The following is a 22,076-nucleotide window of genomic DNA, read 5'->3' on the forward strand; positions in this document are numbered from 1 at the left end:
GGGCCCGTACCGCCCACCGGTCCCGGCGGACCGCCGGTCAGACCTTGTCGTCCCCCGCCGCATCCAACGCGAACAGCGCACCCTCCGGGTCCCGGACCACCACGACCCGGCGCCCGTCGGCCTCCTCGGGACCACGCACCCCGCCCCAGTCGCCGCCGGGCACCACGGTCCCGCCGTAGGCCACCACCGCCACCGCGGCCGCCTCCGGATCCGGCACCCGGAACCGCACCAGCCAGCGCGGCCGCAGCTGCGGCCGGGGCGAGCCGGACTCGACCGGCCCGCTGTTCAGCCGGGCCACGGCCTCGCCGTCCCGGCGCAGCACCACCTTGTCCTGCTCGTACGACACCTCGAAACCGGCGGGGGCCTCGTCCGCCCAGCGCAGCACCTCCCCGTAGAACACCGCCGCCTCGAACGCGTCCCGGGTGTGCAGCTCCAGCCAGGCCGGCGCCGAGCGCATGCCGATGTGCAGACGGTTCCCCGTCCGCCCCTCCCAGACGCCGAACGCCGCACCCTCGCGGTCGGCGGCGAGCGCCGCCCGACCGTGCGGCGGGTAGCCGACCGGCCCCACGCCGACCGTGCCGCCGCGCTCCCGGATCCGCGCCACCGCCTGGTCCACGTCGTCCACCGTGAAGAACGCCGTCCAGGACACCCGCACGGACAGCTCGGCCGCCACCGCGGCGATCACCGCCACGGGCTGCTCGTCCAGCCGCCCCACCGCGTACTCCCGGTCCCCATCGTCGTCCCGCCGGAACGTCCAGCCCAGCACGGCACCGTAGAAGCGCTCCGCCGCGTCGAGATCCCGCGCGGTGAGACTGAGCCAGCACGGCGCTCCCACCACTTCTCCGGTCGTCGGCCCCGACACCGGCACCACCTCCTGTTCCGTCCTGCTCGCTGCGTGCGTCGTGCGCCCCTTCCCCGAACCGCCGCCCCGCATGCGCGCACTCACCCCGATGCCGCCGAACACCACACGCCCGGGTGCGCCGGCCCCCGTGAGGGGGGATAGCGTCCGGGCATGAGCAGCACGCAGCCCCCACTCCGCGAAACCGGGAACCGAACGGCCCCGTCCACCCCGCCGCTCCTGCTGCGGCCCTGGACGTACGAGGACGCCGAGCCGCTCGTACGCCATCACCGGGACCCGCAACTGCGCGCCTGGCTCGCCACCCATCTGGACACCACCCGGCAGGCACGCGCGTGGGTGGACGCCCAGAACGAGGGCTGGGCCGCCGGGACCCGGGCGGCCTTCGCGATCGTCGAGGACACGGCGGCGGGCGGCACGGCGCCGCTCGGCCACATCGCCGTCACCGGCGAGGGAGCGACAGCCGTACGCGTCGGCTACTGGACCGCGCCGCGGGCACGCGGGCGCGGGATCGCCTCCCGGGCGCTGACCCGCGTCGCCCGCTGGGTCGCGGACGAGGACGGCCCCTTCGCCGGACGCACCCCGGAACTCGTGCACGCCGTCGGCAACGAGGGATCGTGCCGGACCGCCCTCGCCTGCGGTTTCCTCCTCACCGGAACGCTTCCCGCCGCCCCGCCCGCCCGGCCGCGCGCCCAGCACCTCCACACGGCGGTCCTCCCCTGACCCCGCGCCGGGCTCAGCGCGCCGCGCGGGCCGCGTAGGCGCGTACGTCCGCGTCGGGGTCGTCCGACGCACCGGCGAGTGCCGTCCGTGCCTCGGGGTCGGCCCGGTGGACCAGGAGCGAGAGGACGGCGGCCTTCCGGACGTCCGCGTTCGCGTCGGCGAGCGCCTTCGTGAGCGCGGGGACGGCCGGGCCGGCCGCGGCGGCCCGCAGCGCGGTCGCGGCGCCCGAGCGGACCTGCCAGGCCGGATCGCCGAGGGCGGCCTCGGCGCGCGTGGCGTAGCCGGCCGGGCACCCGGTTCCGGCCAGGGCGGCGAGCGCGGCCCCCCGGACCAGCGGGTCGGTGTCGTCGAGCAGCGGCCCGAGCGGCTCCGGAGCCGGATTCCGTACGGCCGCCAGCCCCCGGGCCACCGCGACCCGGACCTCACGGGCCGGATCGGCGGCCGCCACCGCGAGCTCCGCGACGGCGTCCACCGAGACCAGGGCCCGGACGGCCTGGACGCGTACCTCGACGGTCGCGTCGGCGAGCGCCCCGCCGTACAGGCCCGCGTCCCCGAGCCGCAGGGCCCGGAGGACCTCCAACGCGGCGGACCGCACGGCCGCGTCGGGCACGGCGAGAGCCTCCCGCAGGCCGGCGCCGAGCTCCGGCTCGGCGGGCAGCACCTCGACCAGCTCGCGCAGGGCGGCCGAGGCGGCGGCGCGGACGAGCGGCGAGTCGTCCCGCAGCCGGGCGGCGAGCACGGGGCCGGTGCCGGTCGGCGCGGTCTCGCCGAGGGCCGTCACGGCGGCGGCCCGTACGGCCGGATCCCGGTCGTCCAGGTAGGGGCCGAGCGCGTCGAGATCGGGGGACTCCTCGACGAGGGACAGGAGCCGGAGCAGCCGGGGGTGGGGTGACGCGACCGCCGGAACCTCGACCGGCGCCGGGGTGTCCGTGTGCGGGCGCGCCGCCGGAGCCGTGTCCCGGGGGCCGGCCGTGGCGACCGGCACCAGCTCCACCTCGCCGAGGTGCCGCTCGGGACCACCCGGCGGCGCGAACTCGGGCACCGGAACCAGGTAGGGCTCCACCGGACGCGCCGTGAACTCCATCGCCCCCGAGGGGGACTTGCGCAGATCGAGGTGGTGCAGCCAGCCGGAATCGTCCCGCTCCGGGTGGTCGAGCCGTTCGTGGTAGAGACCCCAGCGCGACTCGGTCCGGGCGAGCGAGGCCCGCGCGGCCATCTCGGCGCAGTCCCGGATGAACGACACCTCGGCGCACCGCATCAGCTCATGGGCCGTGCGCGCCCCCATCCCGGCGATCTCCTCCGACATCCGGTCGAACGCCTCGACGGCCAGGGAGAGTTTCGCGCCCGTCTTCGGCGGCGCCACGTAGTCGTTGACGAACCGCCGCAGCTTGTACTCGACCTGGGGCTGCGGCGGACCCTCCGGATGACGCAGCGGCCGGTAGACGAGCTCATGGGCGGCCACGAGCTGCTCCTGCTCCAACTCGCCCTCGTACGCCGTGTACCGGGAGGCGTCCTCCCCCGCCAGGTCACCGAAGACGAACGCGCCGATCATGTAGTTGTGCGGTACGGAGGCCAGGTCGCCGGCCGCGTACAGGCGTGGCACGGTCGTCCGGGCGTGGGCGTCCACCCGTACCCCCGACGCCGAATGACCGCCGCACAGGCCGATCTCCGAAATGTGCATCTCGATGTCGTGGGTCCGGTAGTCGTGCCCGCGGCCCTCGTGGAAGGTGCCGCGGGTGGGCCGCTCCGTGGTGTGCAGGATCGACTCGACCGCGCCGATGGTCTCCTCGGGGAGATGACTCAGCTTCAGGTACACCGGGGCCCGGTCCGAGGCGAGTTCGGCCGCGAACTCGGCCATCATCTGCCCCGACCAGTAGTCGGACTCCACGAACCGCTCACCGTGCCGGTTCACCTGGTGGCCGCCGAAGGGATTGGCGACGTATGCGCAGGCAGGGCCGTTGTAGTCCTTGATCAGGGGGTTGATCTGGAAGCACTCGATCCCGGTGAGCGCCGCACCGGCGTGGTACGCCATGGCGTACCCGTCGCCGGCGTTCGTCGGGTTCTCGTACGTGCCGTACAGATAGCCGGAGGCGGGCAGGCCGAGGCGTCCGCAGGGGCCGGTGGCGAGGATCACGGCCCCCGCCCGGACGACCACGAACTCGCCCGTGCGGGTGTTGAACCCGGCCGCGCCGACCGCCCGGCCGTCCTCGGGGTGGGTGAGGACGCGGACCGGCATGACCCGGTTCTCGATCCGGATCCGCTCCCGCATCTCGCGTCGCCGCAACTGCCGGTAGAGGACCTTCTTGACGTCCTTGCCCTCGGGCATCGGCAGCACGTACGAACCGGACCGGTGCACCTGCCGGACCGCGTACTCGCCGTGCTCGTCCTTCTCGAACTTCACCCCGTACGACTCCAGGCGCCGGACCATGCCGAAGCCCCGGGTGGCCGTCTGGCGGACCGTCGACTGGTCCACCAGACCGTCGTTGGCGCGGGTGATCTCGGCGACGTAGTCGTCGGGCTCGGCGCGGCCCGGCACGACCGCGTTGTTGACGCCGTCCATGCCCATGGCGAGGGCGCCGGAGTGCCGGACGTGGGCCTTCTCCAGGAGCAGGACGTTCGCCCCGCGCTCGGCGGCGGTCAGCGCGGCCATCGTGCCGGCGGTGCCGCCGCCGATGACGAGCACGTCGCAGGACAGCTCGGTCGCGTCGGCGAGATCGGGCACGGTCAGGGGGACGACGGGGCTGCCCATGGGACGCCTTTCGAAGCTTCGGGGAACAGGGGAGGACGGGATGCGGGGTGCGCGGGGTCGCGGGCGGCTTCGTGGACGCGCGTCAGAGGGAGTCGAGGACGCGGCGGCGCAGCGCGGCCGTGTCCGGCGCCTGCCGGGCGTCCCGCACACGCGGGTGCGGGACGCCCAGGACGTCACCGGTCGCGAACAGGGCGACCCGGTCGCCGAGATGGATCGCCTCGTCGACGTCATGGGTGACGAAGACGACGGTCGCGCCCGTGCCGCGCAGGATCTCCACCAGGAGGTCCTGCATCCCGGCGCGGGTGTGGGCGTCGAGCGCGCCGAACGGCTCGTCCATCAGGACGGCCCGGGGGCGGGCCGCGAGGGCCCGGGCCAGCTGGACGCGCTGCCGCTGCCCGCCCGACAGCTGGTGCGGGAGCTTGCGCGCGTGCCCGCCGAGACCGACCCGCTCCAGCCACTCCTCGGCCGAGCCGCGCCGCTCGGCGCGGGGCACCCGCCGGATGGCCAGGGGCAGTTCGACATTGGCGCGGACCGAACGCCAGGGCAGCAGCGCGTCGTGCTGGAAGACCAGGGCACGGTCGGCGCCCGGCCGGCGGATCGGTTCCCCGTCCTGGGTGACCCGCCCCTCCAGCGGGGGCAGCAGGCCGGCGAGCGTGCGCAGGAGGGTGGTCTTGCCGCAGCCCGACGGGCCGACCACGGTGAGCAGTTCGCCGGGGGCGATCCGAAGGTCCACGGGGCCGGGCACGGCGACCCCGTCGGGGTGGCCGAGACGGACGCCGTGCAGGGCGAGTTCCGCGCCGGCGGAGGCCGTCGGTGCCGTCGGCGCGGACGGCTTCGCGGACACGGCGGACGGGCTCACGGTGCTCATGGAACCGGCTCCTTCTCGGGGCGACGGACAGCGGACACGGACGCGGAAGCGGACGCGATGGATGCGGGCGTACCGGCCGCTCGGGCGGGGACGCCCGCCGGGACCCGTGCGGTCGGGCGCGGCAGCCACGCCGTGACCCGGCGGCCCAGCGTCTCCACCGCGGTGGAGGTGAGCCAGCCCAGGGCGCCGATCGTGGCCATGCCGACGAAGACACCGGGGTAGTCGACGACCGTGTAGTCCTGCCAGGTGCGATAGCCCACCCCGTACTCGCCGGAGATCATCTCCGCCGAGATCACACAGATCCACGAGACGCCGATGCCCACCGACAGACCGCCGAAGATCCCCGGCAGGGCACCCGGCAGCACCACCGAGAACAGCACCCGCGCCCGGCTCCCGCCGAGGGTGAGCACCGCCTCCTCCCACACCGGGTTCAGGGCGCGGACGGCGTGCCGGGTCGACACGAGGACGGGGAAGAGGGCCGCGGCGCAGGTGATGAAGACGATGCCCTGCTCGTTGCTGGGGAGCAGCAGGATCGCGACCGGCACGAGGGCGATGGCCGGGATCGGCCGCACCACCTCGACCAGCGGGCCCAGGATGTCGGCGGCCCATCGGGAGCGGGCGACGGCCGTCCCGGCCGCCACCCCGAGGACGGCGGCGAGGAGGAAGCCGACCGCGATCCGGCGCAGACTGTGGCCGAGATCCTGCCAGTACGCCTCGGTGCCGATCCGGTCCCCGAGGGCGGAGGCGACCTCGACGACCGTGGGGAACTGTTCGAACCGCAGCCACAGATTGACGTCGTAGGAGGTCAGCAGCTGCCAGATCCCGAGCGCCGCGAGCGGGGAGGCCACCCGCACCAGCCGGCGACCGGCGCTCGTGGCGCCGGTGCGGCGGCTTGCCGCGCTCATGACGCGAGCCTCACGGCGTCCGCGTACGGCACGATGCGCGCGCCGGCGTGCCCGGAGACGTACCGCTCGGCGCCGGAGCGGGTGACGAAGGCCCGCCACGCGGCGCCGTCGCTGACCCACACCGCCCGGTCCGCGAACCACAGCGTCCCCGTCACCGCGTCCGGCACGTAGGCGGCCCGCACGGAGGCACCCTTGACGGCTTTGAGGAGCGCGGCGGGAGTGTCGAAGGTACGGATCGAGCTCCGGCCCTTCAGCCACAGCTCGGACTTCGGACCGGCCGCCTTCGGATACGCGAGGTCCGGCACCGCCCTGCGCAGCGGCGCCGGGTCGACGAACGCGTCCACGTCGACGTCCGTGACCAGACCGGCCTCCTTGAGGACCGGCACGTCCTCCTTGAGCGCGGCGATCAGCTCCGGGCGGAGCGCCGGGTCGAAGGTCGCGATGCCCTGGGCGCCGTTGTAGAGGTAGACCACCTCGGCGGGCAGCCCGGTCTCCTTCGCGACCGTCTCGGCGGCGGCGACCGGCTGCTTCCGCAGATGGTCCGTGGCGCGGTTCTGCGCCCGCAGGAAGGCGTCGAGGACGGCGGGGCGCCGCTGGGCGAACTCCTCGCGGACGGTGACCCCGTGGAAGGTCGGCAGGTTGAGGTCGGCGCCGTCGTACAGCGCCGTCGCCTTGCCCTGGAAGGCGAGCAGGCCCGGCCAGGCGACGAACTGGGACAGGGCGTCGACGCTTCCGGCCGACAGGGCCGAAGCGCCCACGCTCGGCTGCTGGTTGAGCTTGCGGATGTCCTTCGCGGGGTCGACCCCGGCACGCCGCAGCGCCCGTACGAGCGTGCCGTCGGCGGCCGAACCGACACTGGTGGACACCTTGCGGCCCTTCAGGTCCGCGAGCGACCCGAGCGACGAACCAGGGGCGGTGACAACGGTGTTGAGGCCACCGCGCAGGTTGTAGCCGGTGATCGCGACCAGCCGTGTCGGCTCCTTGAGCTGCTTCCCGCGCGCCGCGTTGATCAGCAGCGGGAAGTCGCCCATCGAACCTATGTCGATCTTCCCCGCCGTCATCTGCGCCGTGATGGGCGCCCCGGTCGCGTAATCCTGCCAGACCACCCGGTAGGTGACGCCGTCCTCACGGCCCTGGTCGGCGAGCTCCTCCTCGAAGTGGCCGAGGGAACGCAGCAGCGTGCCGGCGGTGACGGTGTTGATGGTCTTCGACTGGTAGCCGACGGTCACCGTGACCGTCTTCCCGTCGGACGAGCCTGCGGTGTCGGTCCCGCCGCAGGCGGTGGCGAGCGGCAGGAGAAGTGCGAGGGGGAGGGCGAGCCGGCCGGCTCCCCGGCGGTGGAGCAGCGGAAGTCTTCCTCGGGACATGGGTGTTCGGCCTTTCACCGGAGCAGATAGGGCATGTTGACGGTGACCGCGCCGGTGGGGCAGCGGGCGGCGCAGGGGCCGCAGTACCAGCACTCGTCCACGTGCATGTACGCCTTGCCGTCCTCCTCGCGGATCGCGAGCGAGTCCAGCGGACACATGTCGACGCAGAGCGTGCACCCGTCGATGCACTTCGACTCGTCGATGGTCACGGGCACGTCGGCACGCTGGGGGACCAGAGGCATGGCTGTCTCCAGGAAAGTGGTCGGCGGGAAGAGGGGAGCGGGAGAGGCCGAAGCGGCCGGGGGAAGGCGAGTCGGTCAGAGGGAGCGGCGCAGGACGCCGCCCATGGTGATGCGGTCGCCGCGGAACCGGATGAACTCCAGGTCCACCGGCCGCCCGTCGGGCAGACAGGTCAGCCGCTCCAGCATCAGGACGGCGGCCCCGCGTGGGGCCTGGAGCACGGCGGCGGAGTGCGCGTCGGCGTTGACGGCCTCCAGGGTGATCTCCGCGTGCCCGAGCGGGCCGCCGGTCAGCTGCTCCAGGAGCCGGAACACATCCGTGTTCTCCAGGTCGCAGCCGAGGAGTTCGCCGCCGATGTCCATCGGGAGGTACGACAGGTCGAGGGAGAGCGGCAGCCCGTTGAGCCGGCGCAGCCGCTCGATGCAGAGCACGTCGGAGTGCTCCGGCAGCCCGAGCCGGTGGGCCACCGGCCCCGGCGCGCCGACCGGCCCCATGGTCCGGACCTCGTTGGTGACCTGCCCGTGCTCGCGCAGCGTCTCGGCGAGCCCCTGGAGCCGGTCGAGGCCGTGCGGGTACTTCTCGCACACCACCACCGTGCCGACCCCCGGCTGACGTTCGACGATCTGCTCGCCGCGCAGCAGGTCGAGGGCCTGCCGGACGGTGTTCCGGCTGGCCCGGTAGTCGGCCGCGATCACGTCCTCCAGCGGAAGGATCCCGCCGGGGAAGCCGCCCGCCAGGATCTGATGGCGCAGCAGGTCGGCGAGCTGCCGCGCCCGGTCCGCACGCAGCCGCAGACGGCGGGCGGCGGCGACGGGGCGGGCGGCGGAAGCGGGTTCGACGGGCATGGCAAAGAACGTAGCGGCGGGCTGTGCCGGATGGTGTTGCGGCAGTATTGCGCCACCTGACATCCCGTGTGCACCGCTCTGACCTGCGACGATTCCGGAAGGGTGCAGACATCCGCCACCCCGCCGCCCACCACGTGGACGCCCGCCTGCCCACCATGCGGGAAGCGTCAGCAGGCCCGGGCCCCGACCTGGGCGTGCAGGGCGACGGAGAGATGGTGGTGGAGCGCGCCGATCACCGGCTCGCCCGGGGTGAACAAGCCGGTCGCGAGCTTCCAGTACCGGGTGATCACGGGCCCGTCGCTCCGGGCGAGCAGCCCGCGCCGGAAGCCGGGGGAGTCCACCGTTCCCCGCGCGTGGGCGCAGGCGGCGACGAAGCAGTCCAGCGCGCCACCCTCCCGCAGGGCAAGCCCGGCCCCCAGCTCCGCCGAGGCAAGGGCGTACGCCTCCGCCAGACCCTCGCACAGCACGGTCGGCCGGTACTCCCCGTCCGGCAGTGGCGGCGCGGGCCGCGCCTCGGCCGCCGCCGGGAGGAACGGGGGCGGACGTCGAGACCGTCGACGTGCCGCACGGCCACCACAGCTTCGAACCGGTCGGCCCCACCGAGGAGTCCCGCGCGTGCGGGGAGCGGGCGATGCGGTCGGTGCTCGGGCGTCCACGGGACCGACAGACCGGCGACCGGCCCCGGTCCGCCCCGCTCAGCGCGCGTACACGAGACGGCCGCCCACGTAGGTGCGCTCCACCCGGGCCTGGGCGATCTCCTCCGGCGGGCCGGTCAGGACGTCGCGGTCCAGGACCACCAGGTCGGCGAGGTTCCCGGGGCGCAGGCTGCCCGCGTCGTCGTGGCCGTTCGCGTGGGCGGAGCCGGCGGTGTACGCGGCGAGGGCCGTGGGCGGATCGAGGCGCTGTTCCGGCAGGAAGACGCGGTCGTCGGTGGTGCCGGGCTCCCGGCGGTTGACGGCGACGTGGATCCCCGCGAGCGGGTCGGGGCTGCTCACCGGCCAGTCGCTGCCCGCGGCGAGGGTGGCACCGGCCCGCACCAGGTCGCCGAACGGGTACTGCCAGGCGGTGCGTTCGGGACCGAGGAACGGGATGGTGAGTTCGTCCATCTGCGGCTCGTGGGCCGCCCAGAGCGGCTGGATGTTGGCCAGGGCGCCGAGCGCGGCGAACCGGCGGAGGTCGTCCGGGTGGACGACCTGGAGATGGGCGAGGTGATGGCGGTTGCCGCGGCGTCCGTTGGCGGCGACCGCGGCTTCCAGCGCGTCCAGGGCCTCGCGGACGGCCCGGTCGCCGAGGGCGTGGAAGTGCACCTGGAAGTCGAGGGCGTCGAGCTCCGTCACGTACCCGCGCAGTGCCCCGGGGTCCACGAAACTGAGTCCGCTGTTGGCGGTGGCGCAGCCGCACGCGTCGAGATAGGGGGAGGTCATGGCGGCGGTGAAGTTCTCCGCGATGCCGTCCTGCATGATCTTCACCGAGGTCGCCCGGAAGCGGCCGTGGCTCAACTTCTCCCGCCGTGCCACCAGTTCGGGTATCTGCTCGGATCCACGCTGCCGGTCCCACCAGAGCGCCCCGGTCACCCGGGCGGTGAGCGAGCCGTCGCGGGCGGCGGTCGCGTAGGCGTCCGAGGGGTCGGCGCGGCCGCTGAACGCGCCCAGGAGCGCGTCCTGCCAGCCGGTGATGCCGAGGGAGTGCAGCAGTTCCTGGGCACGCAGGAGCCCCGCGAGGCGATCCGCCGGCGTACTCGCCGGCACGAGACGCGTCACCAGCGTCGTGGCACCCTCCTGGAGCATGCCGCTCGGTGTGCCGTCCGGCTCGCGCTCGATGCGCCCGTCGGCGGGGTCAGGGGTGCCGGCGGTGATCCCGGCGAGTTCGAGGGCCTTCGTGTTGGCCCAGGCGCCGTGGTGGTCCCGGTTGGACAGCAGGACCGGCCGGTCCGGGACAACGGAGTCGAGCAGCTGCCGGGTGGGCAGTCCGCCCGCGAAGCTCTCCATCGACCAGCCGCCGCCGGTGATCCACGCGTGCTCGGGGTGCGCGTCGGCGTACGCCCGGACCCGGCCGAGGTACTCCGGGACGCCGACCGTGCCCGTCAGGTCGCACTCGGCCAGTTCCGAACCGCCGAACACCGCGTGGACATGGGCGTCCTGGAAACCGGGGAGCAGCATCCTCCCGGTCAGGTCGACGACCTCGGTCCGGGGGCCGACGAGTTCCCGCACCTCGTCGTGGCCGACGGCGACGACGCGGTCGCCGACGACCGCGAGCGAGCTCGCCCGGGTGCGGGCCGGGTCGACCGTGTAGACGGGTCCGCCGGTGAAGACCAGATCGGCCGAGGTCATGGGGGTGCTCCTGGGGACGTGCGACGAGGGGTGGCGACGTCATGCAATCCGTACCGCCGTATGCACGTCAATGGTGTTGACGTAAGGTCGGGGCATGGTCGAACGTGTGGTTCCCGAAGGCAGCCGACAGCGTCGCCGCCCCACCAAACAGGGCGCCGTGCTCTCGGAACGCCTCATCGTCGAGACCGCGCTGCGGCTGGTCGAGCAGCACGGCGCGGCGGCACTCTCCGTGCGCAGACTCGGCGCCGCGCTCGGCGCCGACCCCACCGCCCTCTACCGCTACTTCCGCAACACGGACGCCCTGCTCCTCGCCCTCGCCGACGAGCTCATCGGCAGGGCCCAGGAGGGCTGGACGGCCACCGGCGACTGGCGCGCGGACCTCCGCGCGATAGGGCTCCGCCTCCACGCCCGGTACCAGGCCCATCCGCAGGCCGCGCTCCTCGCGGCGCACCGGACCACGGGACGCACCCACGAGACCCGGGTGGTGGAGAGGATCCTCGCGGTGCTGCGTACGGCCGGCTTCCCGGACGACCTCGCGGTCCGGATCTACCACGCCTTCGTCGACCAGGCCCTCGCCTTCGCCGCCCAGGACGCGGCGGCACTCGCCCTGCCGCCCGCCGCGCGGGAGAAGGAGGCGGAGGTCTGGCACGAGGTGTACGGCAGGCTGCCGCCCGGTACCCACCCGCACATCGCGGCCACGTTCCCGCTGCTCGCCGCCGACATGCGCGACAGCGGATACCCCTTCGCGCTTGAACTCCTCCTCGCCGCGGCGGCGACGCTCCACCCCCGCGCCCAGGCCGCGCCCGTCGGCGAGTAGGCCCGCGGGCCACTGCCGTCCGCCCTGGGGCACGCTCCGGAAAATAGTAGCCATGTACATAGTAGCCATGTACTGTATTCAGGGTGAGTTCAGCAACCAACGGCGCATCGGCGGGATTTCTCGTCTGGCGCCTGTCGATGAAGTGGCGCGTGGCCGTCGACCGGGCGGTCGCCCCGCTGGGCCTGACCCATGCCCAGTACGTGGTGATGGCGTCGTTGTACGGCATGTCGCGCTCCGGACTGCGGCCCAGTCAGCGCGCGCTGGCCGACCGGACGGGGATGGAGCCGTTGTACGTCTCCAAGCTCGCCCGGGCCCTGGAGGCGTCCGGACTCCTGGATCGCACCCGCGACCCGGACGACCCGCGCGCCATGCAGCTGTCGCTCACCGAGCAGGGGCTCGACGTCACCCGCCGGGCGGTCACGGTCGTCCAGGGCCTCCTGGACCAGTTGCTCGCACCGCTCGGGGGCCGGACCGGCCCGCGTACCCGGGAGTTCACCCGCGAGCTGGCGATCCTGCTCGACGCACCTCTTGATCCGCACACCGAGAACGACGAGGAGCACTCATGACCACCACCACCGCCCCCCGCGCCAACGGCCGGGTCCTCGCCCTGGCGCACCACGCGGCACGAGCCCTCCTGGAGGGCGTCCTGACCCGTCACGGCATGACGTTCCACCAGAGCGTCACCCTCCGAGCCGTCGTGGCCGCGGGCGAGTCCGTCGGCCGTGACGCGCTCGTCGGCGACGTCACCGGTTCCCTGAAGATCGACGCGTCGGTCGTGTCCGGCGTGATCGAGGAGCTGACGGCCACGAAGGTGCTGGAGACGGACCCGGCGGAGCCGGACCGGGTACGACTCACGGACACCGGACGGGAGTTGTACGAGGTCACCTCGGCCGAATCCGCCGAGATCTCCGCCCGACTGTACGCCGGCATCCCGGACGAGGACCTGATGGTCGTGGGCCGGGTGCTGACCCTGATCACCGATCGCGCCAACGCCGAGTCGGCCGCCGGTGCCTGAGGCTCCGTACGGCGGCTGCCCGTCCGCCCCCTGGAGCGGGCAGCCGGTCACGGTGCCGTCGGCGGAGGCCATGGCCTGGATCACGTAGCCGGAGCCGACGGTGAGGGCCGGATCGGGGGCACGGCCCTCGAAGGTGAGGCGTTCGGGTGCGAGGAAGTGAAGACCCAGTACCGTCACGTCCTCGTCGCGGACGAAGCAGAGATCGTCGGACTGACCCGGCGCCGGATCCGGGTTCCGCTTCCACTGCCGGCCTTCGCGCTCCGCCACCGACCTGTAGTGCCGTGTCACTTGTTCCCTGGAGCCGCGGAACGCGTACGTCCGCTCGGCGTGCACCCAGGCCTCGCCGCTGTCCTCCCAGCAATCGGCGTCGACGGTCTCGTGACCCCGTTGGATTCATACGTGGGAAGTGGGGGACACCTGTGCGGCAGCGCCATCGACCGAGAGGCTATCCCAGGGTCCCGCCGGGTGGCCGGTCCGCGTCCAGGGCCTCGACGAGACTCAGGGTGGGGCATCCGAGCAGTACCGTCAGCGCGCGTCGCTGCGGTTCCGTCAGCGGTGCCACGAACACCGCCGCGTCGGCACGGGCCTCCTCGCACGCCGCGGCCACCTCGCGGACCTTGCCGGAACGCAGCAGCGTCCGCGACGAGAACGGCAGGCCCATTTTCGCGACCCCGCCGTCAGAGACGCCGCGCCGCTGGACGAACCGGCCCACGATCCGCGCGCCGCGTGCGGCAAGGTCCACCGCGGCCGAGTCCATGAGCGCGCCGAAGTTCCTCTCCTTCGCGGAGAAGTAGCCGACGAGCACGACACGAGCACCGTCGACCGACGGCGGGCCCGACAGCGGCTGCTGGGCCGTGGCCGATCCTGTGGTGCTGCGGGCCGGACGCCGGTCGCGTCCTGGGTGCCGGTGCCGGTGCCGGATCTCGTGCTGGCGCATGGGTCGGAGGCTAGGCGAGCGACCACCGGCGGCGACACGCCTTTTCGCGCGCCTGACGCGGGCAGGTGCCGGCAGGCGCGGGCAGGGTGACGTCCGCCATGGCGGGACGGCGCCGGTTCTGATCAACTCACCCCATGCGTCGCACTCGCCTCAACGGCTCGACCTTCCCCGCCGTCATGGGGCTCCTCCTGCTCACCGCCTGCGGTACCGAGCAGCGCGGGCCGGAGGCCTCCGGCACCGCCACACCACCCGCGTGCGGGCCCGGATCGAATCCCTCCGCGAGCGCCGGAGTACCCACGGCATCCGGCGCACCGGACCAGGACGGCGTCACCATCATCGGGACCGGCGGCGGAGCCGACTCCGGCAGCTCCGCCCGCCCCTGCGTGGCCTACACCCTCACCAACCGCGAGACCCAGCCCTTCACCTACGTCGTCACCGTGGGCTTCCGGTCGGAATCGGGACAGGCGCTCGGCAACGTCGAGGACACCGTCGAGACCGTCGCCCCCGGCCGCACGGTCAGGCGTACCGTCACCGCCTCCGACCTTCCCCCGGACGCCGTCGGCAAGACGACCGCGAAGATCGTGAAGGTGCGCGGCTTTCCGACCGCGGAGGCGCCGAGCGCGGGCGGGACCTGCCCGCCCACCGGCGTGCGCGTGTACGCCGACGACGGCGACGCCGCCATGGGGCTGCGCGTCGTCGGCCTCCACCTGGAGAACTGCGGCACCCGCCCGTACCGGCTCGACGGCTACCCCCGTATCGAGATCCGCGACGAGGACCACGACCGCGTCGCAGGCGTCTCGATCGTCCAGGGCGGCGAAGCCATCGCCGCAGGCACCGGCGCGGACGGGCCCCCGCGGCCGATCGAACTGCGGCCCGGCGAGCGGGCCCACGCCGGTCTCGTCTGGCGCAACACCGTCGAAGGGTCGGTCGACGGTCCCGTGAACGCCCCCTACGCGCGCGTGTGGGCGAAGCCCGGCGCCGACCCGGTGACCGTGATCCCCGAGCTCGACCTCGGCACGACGGGCAGGCTCGGCGTCGGCCCCTGGAAGAAGGACGAGGAGTAGGGCCGGGAACCGGAGGGTGAGGCGAGCCGGTCACGCCGACCCGCCGGACCCCCTCCGCGCGTCACGGGTGGGAGAACACGCCCACCATCCGGGTGTCCGGGTTGCTGCTCATCCCGACGATCGCGCCCCCGTCGGCGCGGTTGGCACGCGCGTGCGTGCCCGCGTACCCCTCGTCGGTGAGGAAGACGCCGAGCGCCGCGATCCAGTCGTCGACTTCGCCGGTCGCGGGGTCGTACACCGGCTCCGGGCGCGGTACGACCCGCTCCTGTGCCACGTAACCGCCCCGCTCGACGGCGACGCGCACCGCCTTGTCCCACTCCGCGTCCGTGCACTCCCAGCCGACGAAGGTGTCCAGCCCGCCGTACCCGGCCCCCGGCTTGAGGATGAGCCGTTCCCGCCGCTCCCGGCAGAGGTCGACAAGCTCGGCGGGAACGGAGGCGTGCAGCGTGCGGCTCCACGGCAGGACCCGGTCGACGAGGGCCCGCTCGTCGGCGTCGAACGACCCGCGTCGGCACGGGTCGGTGAGCAGCGCGAGGGCGCTCTTGTTCGAGTAGAAGCCGCTCTCCAGCGACGTGAACAGGATGGTCCGGCCGGCCCGGTGGGCGCGGAAGAACGGTTCCGCCACGTCGGGACCCGCCGGGTCTTCGAGGAGTTGAGTCGCCGCGAAGTTCCGCAGGACCAGGTCCAGCGGGGTGCCGGCCAGGGTGAGTTTGCCGTCGGACCGGGTGCGCACGTCGCCGATCTCCCCGATCCGCACGTCGATGCCCTGCTCGGCCATCGCCTCGACGGTGGCCCGCATCAGCCTGCCGTACGGGGCGACGCCGCCGCGCCCCTCGATCAGCCCGACCACCGGGTCCCCGCCCCCGGAAAGCGCCGGCTTGGCGCGGTCGCGCAGGACGGCGGCCGTCCGCGCGGCGATGTCCACGTGGTCGAGCCGGTGCACACGCGCGAAGTCCGCGAATTCGGGCACGCGCAGCAGCCCTTGGTTGAACACGGCCATGTCCACACCGCCGACCTCGCTGCCGAGGTTGAACTCCAGCAGCTTGTACCCGGTGCCGTCGTGATAGGCGTCGGCCCGGCCGAACTTGGCCGGGGCGCCGGAGCCGCCCCGGCGGAGCAGGGCGGCGAGCGGGGGATCGATCCCGACCTCCGCCGCGTACCGGTCGACGTCCCCGTCGAAGAGCCGGAGCGGCAGGGACACGAGAAGCTCGAAGAGTCCCTCCAGGTCCCGCGCGAAGGCAGCCGTCTCCGGGGCCCTTACGAACCAGGGGCGGGGCAGCAGATGGGCACGCCACGCCTCCTCGAAGGCCGGCGGCAGTCCGGCCCGCGCCACGGCCTCGGCGAGCCCGCGGTTCCCGCCCAGGCACTCGTCCACGTATGTCCGGCTCAGATCGGTCATCTGCGTCGCTCGCTTCCCTGAAGGAATCGGGTACGTGATCGGAAAGGCGAGCAGACTACCGCGCGGCACGGCGCGGACCACCTGGGGCACCGCGCTCTGCCTGCGGCGCACGGCGGACGGCACCCGCCCCGCCCGCGTTAGCGGAACGTGAGTGAGACGTGAGCGGCGGGAGGGAGAGTGGTGGCGGACCGGGGCGGGCCGTGGGGGCCTGCTCCGGTCCGCTCCGCGTTCCGCGTCGAACAACGCCCTGCGCGCCCGTTCAGCTGGTGACCGTCACCATCGTGGCCGCCGTGATCGCGAGCATCGCGGCCTGCATGTCCCGGATCGCCCGGCGTACGCCCTCCGCCGCCCACTGGCCGGCCGTGAGCTCCTCCAGGCGGGCCGCGACCTCCTTGCGGGGTATGTCGGGGAACGCGAGGCGGTGGAGCCTGGCCCCGTGGATGAGGGCGAGGAGGCCCGTGGTGCGGGCGCTGTGGGTCGGCCCGGTGGCGAGGACCTTCTGCAGCCTGGCCCTCAGCTCGCGTTCGACGGATCCGTCCGCCTCCGGGTAGCGGGAGACGGGGAAGAGGCCCATCACCCGCTGCCGCTCCTCACGGACCAGGCCGCGCTCGCGGAGGCTCTCGACCGTGGCCTTCACGGCCTTGGTGTGGTCCTTCGTCAGCCACTCGGTGACCTTCGGGGCCCTGCCCTTCTTCGCGCACCACGCGTCGACCTGCCGCAGCCGCTCGTCGAGCAGCGGCACCTCGGTGGGCGTCGCGTCCGTCACCCGCAGCCGTCCGTCGTCGACCGACACACGCCCCGCCAGCACGAGATCGAGCAGGATGCCGCCCGCGACCGCCCATGCGGCGGACTGCCGCTCCTTCGCGACCCCGGACACATCGTCCAGGGACAGCAGCATGATCTCCTCCGCGAGCGTGACCGCCACCGCGTACCCCCTACCTTCCGCATGCGACCTTCCGCATGCGCGCGTGTGCGGCGCCACGAGACGGTGGACCGTCCCCCGGCACCCTTCGCCCCTGAGGACGAGTGGAACACCGGTGCGGTTCCCGCCGACGGGCCGCCGGCCGCTGTGACCTGCGCCGTTCCGCGGGCACGGCGGAATTCGGGTCGCGCTTTGGTCTGGACCGCAGCGGGTCTGCGCGTCAAGCTCTCGCTATGGACTTGGAGCTGAGACACCTCAAGACGATCCGGGCCATCGCCGACGCGGGGAGCCTCACACGCGCGGCGACCGCGCTCGGGCTCGCCCAGCCGGCGCTGAGTGCTCAGCTCAAGCGGATCGAACGGGCCCTGGGCGGCGCCCTGTTCGAGCGCGGGCGGGAGGGCGTACGGGCCACGGCGCTCGGTGACCTGGTGCTCGAACGGGCACGGGTGGTGCTGCCCGCCGTCTGCGAGCTGCAGGAGGAGGCGGTGCGGTTCGCCCGGGCCGGGGCGGAGGGTTACCGGCTCGGCGGCACCCACGGGCCGCTGCTCGGCGGCCTGGTCGACCGGATCGCGCGCGACGACCCCGGCGCCCCTGTCAGCACGTACATCTCGTGGTCGGAGCGCGAGATCGCAGGCGGGGTCGCCGACGGCCGCCTCGACTTCGCCCTCGTCGGGGTCTGCGGCGAGAGCGGTCCGCCCGGGGCGGGACGACTGGCCTGGACGGAGGTCGCCCGCGACCCGGTGTACGTGATGCTGGCCGCCGACCATCCGCTGGCACCCCGCGCCGAGATCGACCTGGCCGAACTCGCGGCGGAGGCCTGGACCGACGTGCCGGGCGACGGCTGCTTCGGCGACTGTTTCGCGGCCGCCTGCGTACGGGCCGGGTTCACCCCGGCCTGTGTGTACGAGACGGACACCGCCTCATGCGTCCATCTGGTGCAGGTCGGCCGGGCCGTCGGACTGTGCCGGGCAACCTTCCCCGTGACCCCGGGCCTCGTCACCCGTCCCCTCACGGGCGCCCCGCTCATGTGGCGGCACCTGCTCGGCTGGCATCCCGAGGGGCGCGCGGCCTCCCGGTCCGCCACCGTCCTGCGCCACACCCGGGCCGCCCACGCCGAGGCGCTGGCGACCAGCGCGGGGCGGGTGCACACGGGGGTGGCACCCCGGGCATAACGCCATGGCAGGGGCCAACCGGCAGCTGCCGCCTCCTCGTTGCGGATCCCTACGGTTCCAGCAGATCCCCCACCGAGATCCGGGGCCGGGATCCGAGATCCCCGAACCGCGATCCGAGAACCGAGGAGACTCCCCATGCTCCGACGACACGCCCGCGCGGCGTGTACCGCCCTCGCCGCCGCCGGAATGGCGCTGGCCGGACTCCAGGCCGGTTCCGCCGCCGCGGCCCCCGACGCCCGGGAGCCGCACCGCGCCCCGACCCTCAGGACCGCCGCCCAGGCGCTCGGCGCCGACTCCGCCCGGCCCGAGCTGCTCGACGCCATGCGGCGCGACCTGGGACTCACCCACTCCCAGGCCCTGACCCGCCTCGCCAACGAGGCCGAGGCAGGCGCCACCGCCGCCCGGCTCCGCCAGGGCCTCGGCGCTGCCTTCGCCGGTGCGTGGGTGGACGGCGCCGAGGCCGGCACCCTGACCGTGGCCACCACCCGCGCCGCCGACACCACCGCGATCCGGGCCACGGGCGCGCGGGCCCGGCTCGTGACGCACAGTCTGACCGCCCTGGAACGCGCCAAGCAGCGTCTCGACCGGTCCGCCGGCACCGACGCCCCCGTGCGCTACGTCGACGTCCGCGCCAACGTCCTGGTCGTCGAGGAGACCCGGTCGGGCGCGGGGGCGCGGCTCGTGAAGGCGACCGGCGTGCCGCGCGAGCTGGTCCGGGTCGTCCCCACCGGTCAGGCTCCCCGCCCGCTGTACGACATCCGGGGCGGCGACGCGTACTACATGGGCGGCGGCGGCCGCTGCTCGGTCGGCTTCGCGGTGACGCGGGGCACCACCCAGGGCTTCGCCACCGCCGGTCACTGCGGCCGGGCGGGCACCACCACCAGCGGGTTCAACCAGGTGGCGCAGGGCAGCTTCCAGGGCTCGGTCTTCCCCGGCAACGACATGGCCTGGGTCGCCGCCAACACCAACTGGACCTCCACCCCGTACGTCAAGGGCTCCGGCGGCGCGAACGTCCAGGTGACCGGCTCCGTGCTGCAGCCCGTCGGCTCCTCCGTGTGCCGCTCCGGCTCGACCACCGGCTGGCACTGCGGAACCGTGCAGCAGCACAACACGAGCGTCACCTACCCCGAGGGCACCATCTCCGGGGTGACCCGTACGACCGTGTGCGCCGAGCCCGGCGACTCCGGAGGCTCGTACATCTCCGGCAGCCAGGCCCAGGGCGTCACGTCCGGCGGCTCCGGGAACTGCTCCAGCGGCGGCACCACCTTCTTCCAGCCACTGAACCCGTTGCTCCAGAACTACGGGCTCACGCTGAAGACCACCGGCACCGGTCCGGGGCCGGGTCCGGGCGAGCCGGAGCCGGGCGGCACCTGGGCGGCCGGAAAGGTCTACGCGGCCGGTGACGTGGTCACGTACGGCGGTGCGAGCTACCGCTGCCTCCAGGGCCACCAGGCCCAGGCGGGCTGGCAGCCGCCGAACGTCCCGGCGCTGTGGCAGAGCCTGTGACGCCGGCCGAACAGTGACCGGGGGTGCCGCGTACCCGAGGGGGGTGGCGCGGCACCCCCTCGCGTACGTCGTAGGATCACCGCGATCTTGATCAACAACCGTGGTCAACGATCTCGGTCAACTACAGGGTGCCGTCCGCGGAACGGCACGTGCGCCTCGCGGGGGAGTCGGCACATGAGCAGGTTTCGGGCAGTGGTGGCTTCGGTGGTTCTCGCCTCGTCCGTGGCGGTGACGCTGACGGGCTGCGGCTCCACCGATCCCGTGGACGCCAAGGCATCGACGGAGCGGCCCCCGGCCGGGAAGGCGTCGGCGGGACAGCCCTCCGGCGGAGGCCCGGCCACCGGCGGCGGAGAGGGCGGGGCCGCCCCGGCCGTCGAGAAGCTCGCCGCCGACCCCGGCACCCGCTACACGGCCATCGCCGTCCCGGAACTGGAAGGCCTCGTCTGCGACGAGGGCGACGGCGGCTTCCACTACGGCAGCGACCTCGACATGATCGTCACCGGTGACGACGGCCTCAAGGAGATCGAGGGCGACAGCCAGGACACCGCCGACGAGGTGTCCTGCTTCGGCAGCCCCCGCAACGTCCTCCGCAAGGGCACGATGTCGGCGTCGGCGCCCATGTTCACCGCCAGGACCAACCTGTACGAGAACGTGCCCGACCCCACCGCCGCGCTGAACAGGATCTTCGACGGGTCCGTGGCCCTCGCCACGGACTACGGCCGCGACTTCACCGGCGAGCCCCGGACCTTCACGAGCGGCGCCCTCGTCGTGAAGTGCCGGCAGAACGTCACCGACACCTTCCCGATGACCACCTGCTTCTGGGCGAACTACGGCGCCGCCGGCGTCGTGGACTTCTTCCCGGCGGACGCGGAGTACATCCCCATCGCCTCGGCCGTCCCGTGGACCCGGGCCTTCGTCGCCGGCGCGCTGCGGAAGTAGCCGGTCGGGCCCGGGCCGCCCGTCAGGCCTCAGCCAGGCCCCCGCGCGCGATGACCTCCGCGTACCAGCGGGCGCTGTCCTTCAGCGTCCGCCGCTGCGTCGCGAAGTCCACGTGCACGATGCCGAACCGCTTGCTGTAGCCGTACGCCCACTCGAAGTTGTCCAGGAGCGACCACAGGAAGTACCCCCGGACATCCGCCCCGTCCGCGAGCGCGCGGTGCACGGCCGCCAGATGCGCGTGGAGGTACGCCACCCGCTCCGGGTCCTTCACGTTGCCCGAGGGATCGGCGTAGTCGTCGTACGCCGCACCGTTCTCGGTGATCACCAGCGGTACGCCCGGCAGCTCGTCCCGCAGCCGGATCAGCAGCTCGTGCAGCCCGTCCGCGTCCACCGGCCAGTCCATCGCCGTCCGCGGGCCCGGGGCCGGCTCGAACCGGACGTGCCGCTCCGCGCCCGCCCACGGAGAGGGCGACTCCGAGCTGCCCGCCCCGACGACCGAGGGGGAGTAGTAGTTGATGCCGAGCGAGTCGATCGGCGCGGCCGCCGCCGCCAGATCGCCGTCCCGTACGAAGGACCAGTCCGTGACCGGCGCGGTGTCGCGGACCAGGTCCTCCGGCAGCCGTCCGTGGAAGACGGGGTCGAGGAAGATGCGGTTGCCGACCGCGTCGATCCGGCGCGCCGCGTCCAGATCCTCCGGCGCCCGCGAGCAGGGCCGTACCGCGTGGAGGTTGAGGGTCAGTGACACCTCGGACGCGCCGGGCAGCGCCCCGCGCAGGGTGCGCGCCGCGAGCCCGTGCGCCAGGTTCAGGTGGTGGGCGGCGCGGAGCGAGGCGAGGGCGCTGGTGCGGCCCGGGGCGTGCACGCCGTTGCCGTAGCCGAGGAAGGCGGCGCACCAGGGCTCGTTGAGCGTGGTCCAGGTCGCCACCCGGTCGCCGAGGGCGTCCGCCATGATGGCCGCGTACTCGGCGAACCGGTACGCGGTGTCCCGCTGCGGCCAGCCGCCGGCGTCCTCCAGCTCCTGCGGGAGGTCCCAGTGGTAGAGCGTCGCCACCGGGCGGATCCCGGCGTCGAGGAGACGGTCGACGAGCCGTCGGTAGAAGTCCAGGCCCTTGCGCACGGCGGGGCCGCGCCCGGTGGGCTGCACCCGGGGCCAGGCGATCGAGAAGCGGTAGTCGGTCACGCCGAGCCGCCGCATCAACTCGACGTCCTCGTCGACGCGGTGGTAGTGGTCGGCGGCGATGTCACCGGTGTCGCCGTTGCGCACCTTGCCGGGCGTTCGGCTGAAGGTGTCCCAGATGGAGGGGGTGCGGCCGTCCTCTCCCGCCGCCCCCTCGATCTGGTAGGCGGCCGTGGCGGTGCCCCAGCGGAAGCCCTCGGGGAAGCGGAGGACGGTCGTCGTGTCGGTACGGGCGTCGAGCGCGG

At 73.8% G+C, this 22,076-nt stretch carries 21 protein-coding genes; 8 read left to right on the forward strand and 13 right to left on the reverse strand.

Translation table 11 applies throughout. The features are described 5' to 3' along the window. Positions 1-37: 37 nt before the first annotated feature. A complete protein-coding gene (locus AOK00_RS05525; RefSeq protein ID WP_055599188.1) occupies positions 38-871 on the reverse strand; it encodes a VOC family protein in 834 nt (277 codons plus the stop codon). Between the two features lie 141 nt (positions 872-1,012). Here AOK00_RS05525 and AOK00_RS05530 point away from each other — a divergent pair, with 141 nt between their 5' ends. Continuing rightward, entirely contained in the window at positions 1,013-1,579 is a 567-nt protein-coding gene (locus AOK00_RS05530; protein ID WP_055599189.1) for a GNAT family N-acetyltransferase, read from the forward strand. Positions 1,580-1,592: 13 nt separating this feature from the next. On the opposite strand, the gene AOK00_RS05535 is transcribed toward AOK00_RS05530, so the two are convergent. The 8 genes from AOK00_RS05535 to AOK00_RS05570 all read right to left on the reverse strand — a co-directional run bounded on the left by AOK00_RS05535 (position 1,593) and on the right by AOK00_RS05570 (position 10,883). Further along, positions 1,593-4,328 carry a fumarate reductase/succinate dehydrogenase flavoprotein subunit gene (locus tag AOK00_RS05535; RefSeq protein ID WP_173861507.1) on the reverse strand — a complete coding sequence of 912 codons (2,736 nt, stop codon included), beginning with the start codon at positions 4,326-4,328 and terminating at the stop codon, positions 1,593-1,595. Positions 4,329-4,410: 82 nt separating this feature from the next. Further along, on the reverse strand, positions 4,411-5,196 hold the full coding sequence (locus tag AOK00_RS05540) for an ABC transporter ATP-binding protein (RefSeq protein WP_173861508.1): 786 nt from the start codon (positions 5,194-5,196) through the stop codon (positions 4,411-4,413). Then, positions 5,193-6,101 carry an ABC transporter permease gene (locus AOK00_RS05545; RefSeq protein WP_055599190.1) on the reverse strand — a complete coding sequence of 303 codons (909 nt, stop codon included), beginning with the start codon at positions 6,099-6,101 and terminating at the stop codon, positions 5,193-5,195. The genes AOK00_RS05540 and AOK00_RS05545 overlap by 4 nt, the downstream gene beginning before the upstream one ends. Next, positions 6,098-7,468 carry an ABC transporter substrate-binding protein gene (locus AOK00_RS05550; protein ID WP_055599191.1) on the reverse strand — a complete coding sequence of 457 codons (1,371 nt, stop codon included), beginning with the start codon at positions 7,466-7,468 and terminating at the stop codon, positions 6,098-6,100. Before AOK00_RS05550 ends, AOK00_RS05545 begins: the two co-directional genes overlap by 4 nt. Before the next feature lie 14 nt (positions 7,469-7,482). After that, positions 7,483-7,710: a 4Fe-4S dicluster domain-containing protein gene (locus tag AOK00_RS05555; protein WP_030313017.1), complete on the reverse strand. Its 228-nt coding sequence runs from the start codon at positions 7,708-7,710 to the stop codon at positions 7,483-7,485. A 75-nt stretch (positions 7,711-7,785) separates the two neighbouring features. Beyond that, positions 7,786-8,553: a GntR family transcriptional regulator gene (locus tag AOK00_RS05560; protein ID WP_055599192.1), complete on the reverse strand. Its 768-nt coding sequence runs from the start codon at positions 8,551-8,553 to the stop codon at positions 7,786-7,788. 167 nt (positions 8,554-8,720) lie between these two features. Continuing rightward, entirely contained in the window at positions 8,721-9,020 is a 300-nt protein-coding gene (locus AOK00_RS05565; RefSeq protein WP_216822234.1) for a hypothetical protein, read from the reverse strand. Positions 9,021-9,248: 228 nt separating this feature from the next. Further along, positions 9,249-10,883: an amidohydrolase gene (locus AOK00_RS05570; RefSeq protein ID WP_055599193.1), complete on the reverse strand. Its 1,635-nt coding sequence runs from the start codon at positions 10,881-10,883 to the stop codon at positions 9,249-9,251. A 94-nt stretch (positions 10,884-10,977) separates the two neighbouring features. On the opposite strand from AOK00_RS05570, the gene AOK00_RS05575 reads away from it, so the two are divergent. The 3 genes from AOK00_RS05575 (at position 10,978) to AOK00_RS05585 (ending at position 12,715) form a co-directional block, all read left to right on the forward strand. Beyond that, positions 10,978-11,700 (forward strand): TetR/AcrR family transcriptional regulator, encoded by a 723-nt coding sequence (locus tag AOK00_RS05575; RefSeq protein ID WP_055599194.1) that lies wholly within the window; start codon positions 10,978-10,980, stop codon positions 11,698-11,700. Between the two features lie 83 nt (positions 11,701-11,783). Next, positions 11,784-12,266, forward strand: a complete 483-nt coding sequence (locus AOK00_RS05580) for a MarR family winged helix-turn-helix transcriptional regulator (RefSeq protein ID WP_055599195.1) — start codon at positions 11,784-11,786, stop codon at positions 12,264-12,266. Continuing rightward, positions 12,263-12,715 carry a MarR family winged helix-turn-helix transcriptional regulator gene (locus AOK00_RS05585; protein WP_055599196.1) on the forward strand — a complete coding sequence of 151 codons (453 nt, stop codon included), beginning with the start codon at positions 12,263-12,265 and terminating at the stop codon, positions 12,713-12,715. The genes AOK00_RS05580 and AOK00_RS05585 overlap by 4 nt, the downstream gene beginning before the upstream one ends. Positions 12,716-13,160: 445 nt before the next feature. On the opposite strand, the gene AOK00_RS40005 is transcribed toward AOK00_RS05585, so the two are convergent. Continuing rightward, on the reverse strand, positions 13,161-13,652 hold the full coding sequence (locus tag AOK00_RS40005; RefSeq protein ID WP_254047250.1) for a hypothetical protein: 492 nt from the start codon (positions 13,650-13,652) through the stop codon (positions 13,161-13,163). 134 nt (positions 13,653-13,786) lie between these two features. Between AOK00_RS40005 and AOK00_RS05595 the strand changes: the two genes are divergently transcribed. Further along, complete coding sequence (locus AOK00_RS05595) at positions 13,787-14,716, forward strand: DUF4232 domain-containing protein (protein WP_055599197.1); 930 nt, start codon at positions 13,787-13,789, stop codon at positions 14,714-14,716. 61 nt (positions 14,717-14,777) lie between these two features. Here the strand turns inward: AOK00_RS05595 and AOK00_RS05600 are convergent, their stop codons facing one another. Next, a complete protein-coding gene (locus tag AOK00_RS05600) occupies positions 14,778-16,115 on the reverse strand; it encodes a hypothetical protein (protein ID WP_055599198.1) in 1,338 nt (445 codons plus the stop codon). 259 nt (positions 16,116-16,374) lie between these two features. Further along, the gene (locus tag AOK00_RS05605; protein ID WP_055599199.1) at positions 16,375-17,040 is read right to left on the reverse strand and encodes a GOLPH3/VPS74 family protein; all 666 of its coding nucleotides are present in this window, start codon (positions 17,038-17,040) and stop codon (positions 16,375-16,377) included. Positions 17,041-17,270: 230 nt separating this feature from the next. Here AOK00_RS05605 and AOK00_RS05610 point away from each other — a divergent pair, with 230 nt between their 5' ends. From AOK00_RS05610 to AOK00_RS05620, 3 genes are all read left to right on the forward strand, one after another. Beyond that, positions 17,271-18,209 (forward strand): LysR family transcriptional regulator, encoded by a 939-nt coding sequence (locus AOK00_RS05610; RefSeq protein WP_055599200.1) that lies wholly within the window; start codon positions 17,271-17,273, stop codon positions 18,207-18,209. A 135-nt stretch (positions 18,210-18,344) separates the two neighbouring features. After that, positions 18,345-19,715 (forward strand): carbohydrate-binding protein, encoded by a 1,371-nt coding sequence (locus AOK00_RS05615; RefSeq protein WP_055599201.1) that lies wholly within the window; start codon positions 18,345-18,347, stop codon positions 19,713-19,715. A 174-nt stretch (positions 19,716-19,889) separates the two neighbouring features. Beyond that, the gene (locus AOK00_RS05620; protein ID WP_159041686.1) at positions 19,890-20,654 is read left to right on the forward strand and encodes a hypothetical protein; all 765 of its coding nucleotides are present in this window, start codon (positions 19,890-19,892) and stop codon (positions 20,652-20,654) included. A 22-nt stretch (positions 20,655-20,676) separates the two neighbouring features. Here AOK00_RS05620 and AOK00_RS05625 read toward each other — a convergent pair. Further along, positions 20,677-22,076, reverse strand: a 1,400-nt coding sequence (locus tag AOK00_RS05625) for a GH1 family beta-glucosidase (RefSeq protein ID WP_055599203.1), incomplete at its 5' end; no start/stop codon positions are given.

Origin of the sequence: Streptomyces aureus, from assembly GCF_001418135.1 — a bacterium.
GTDB lineage: Bacteria > Actinomycetota > Actinomycetes > Streptomycetales > Streptomycetaceae > Streptomyces > Streptomyces aureus_A.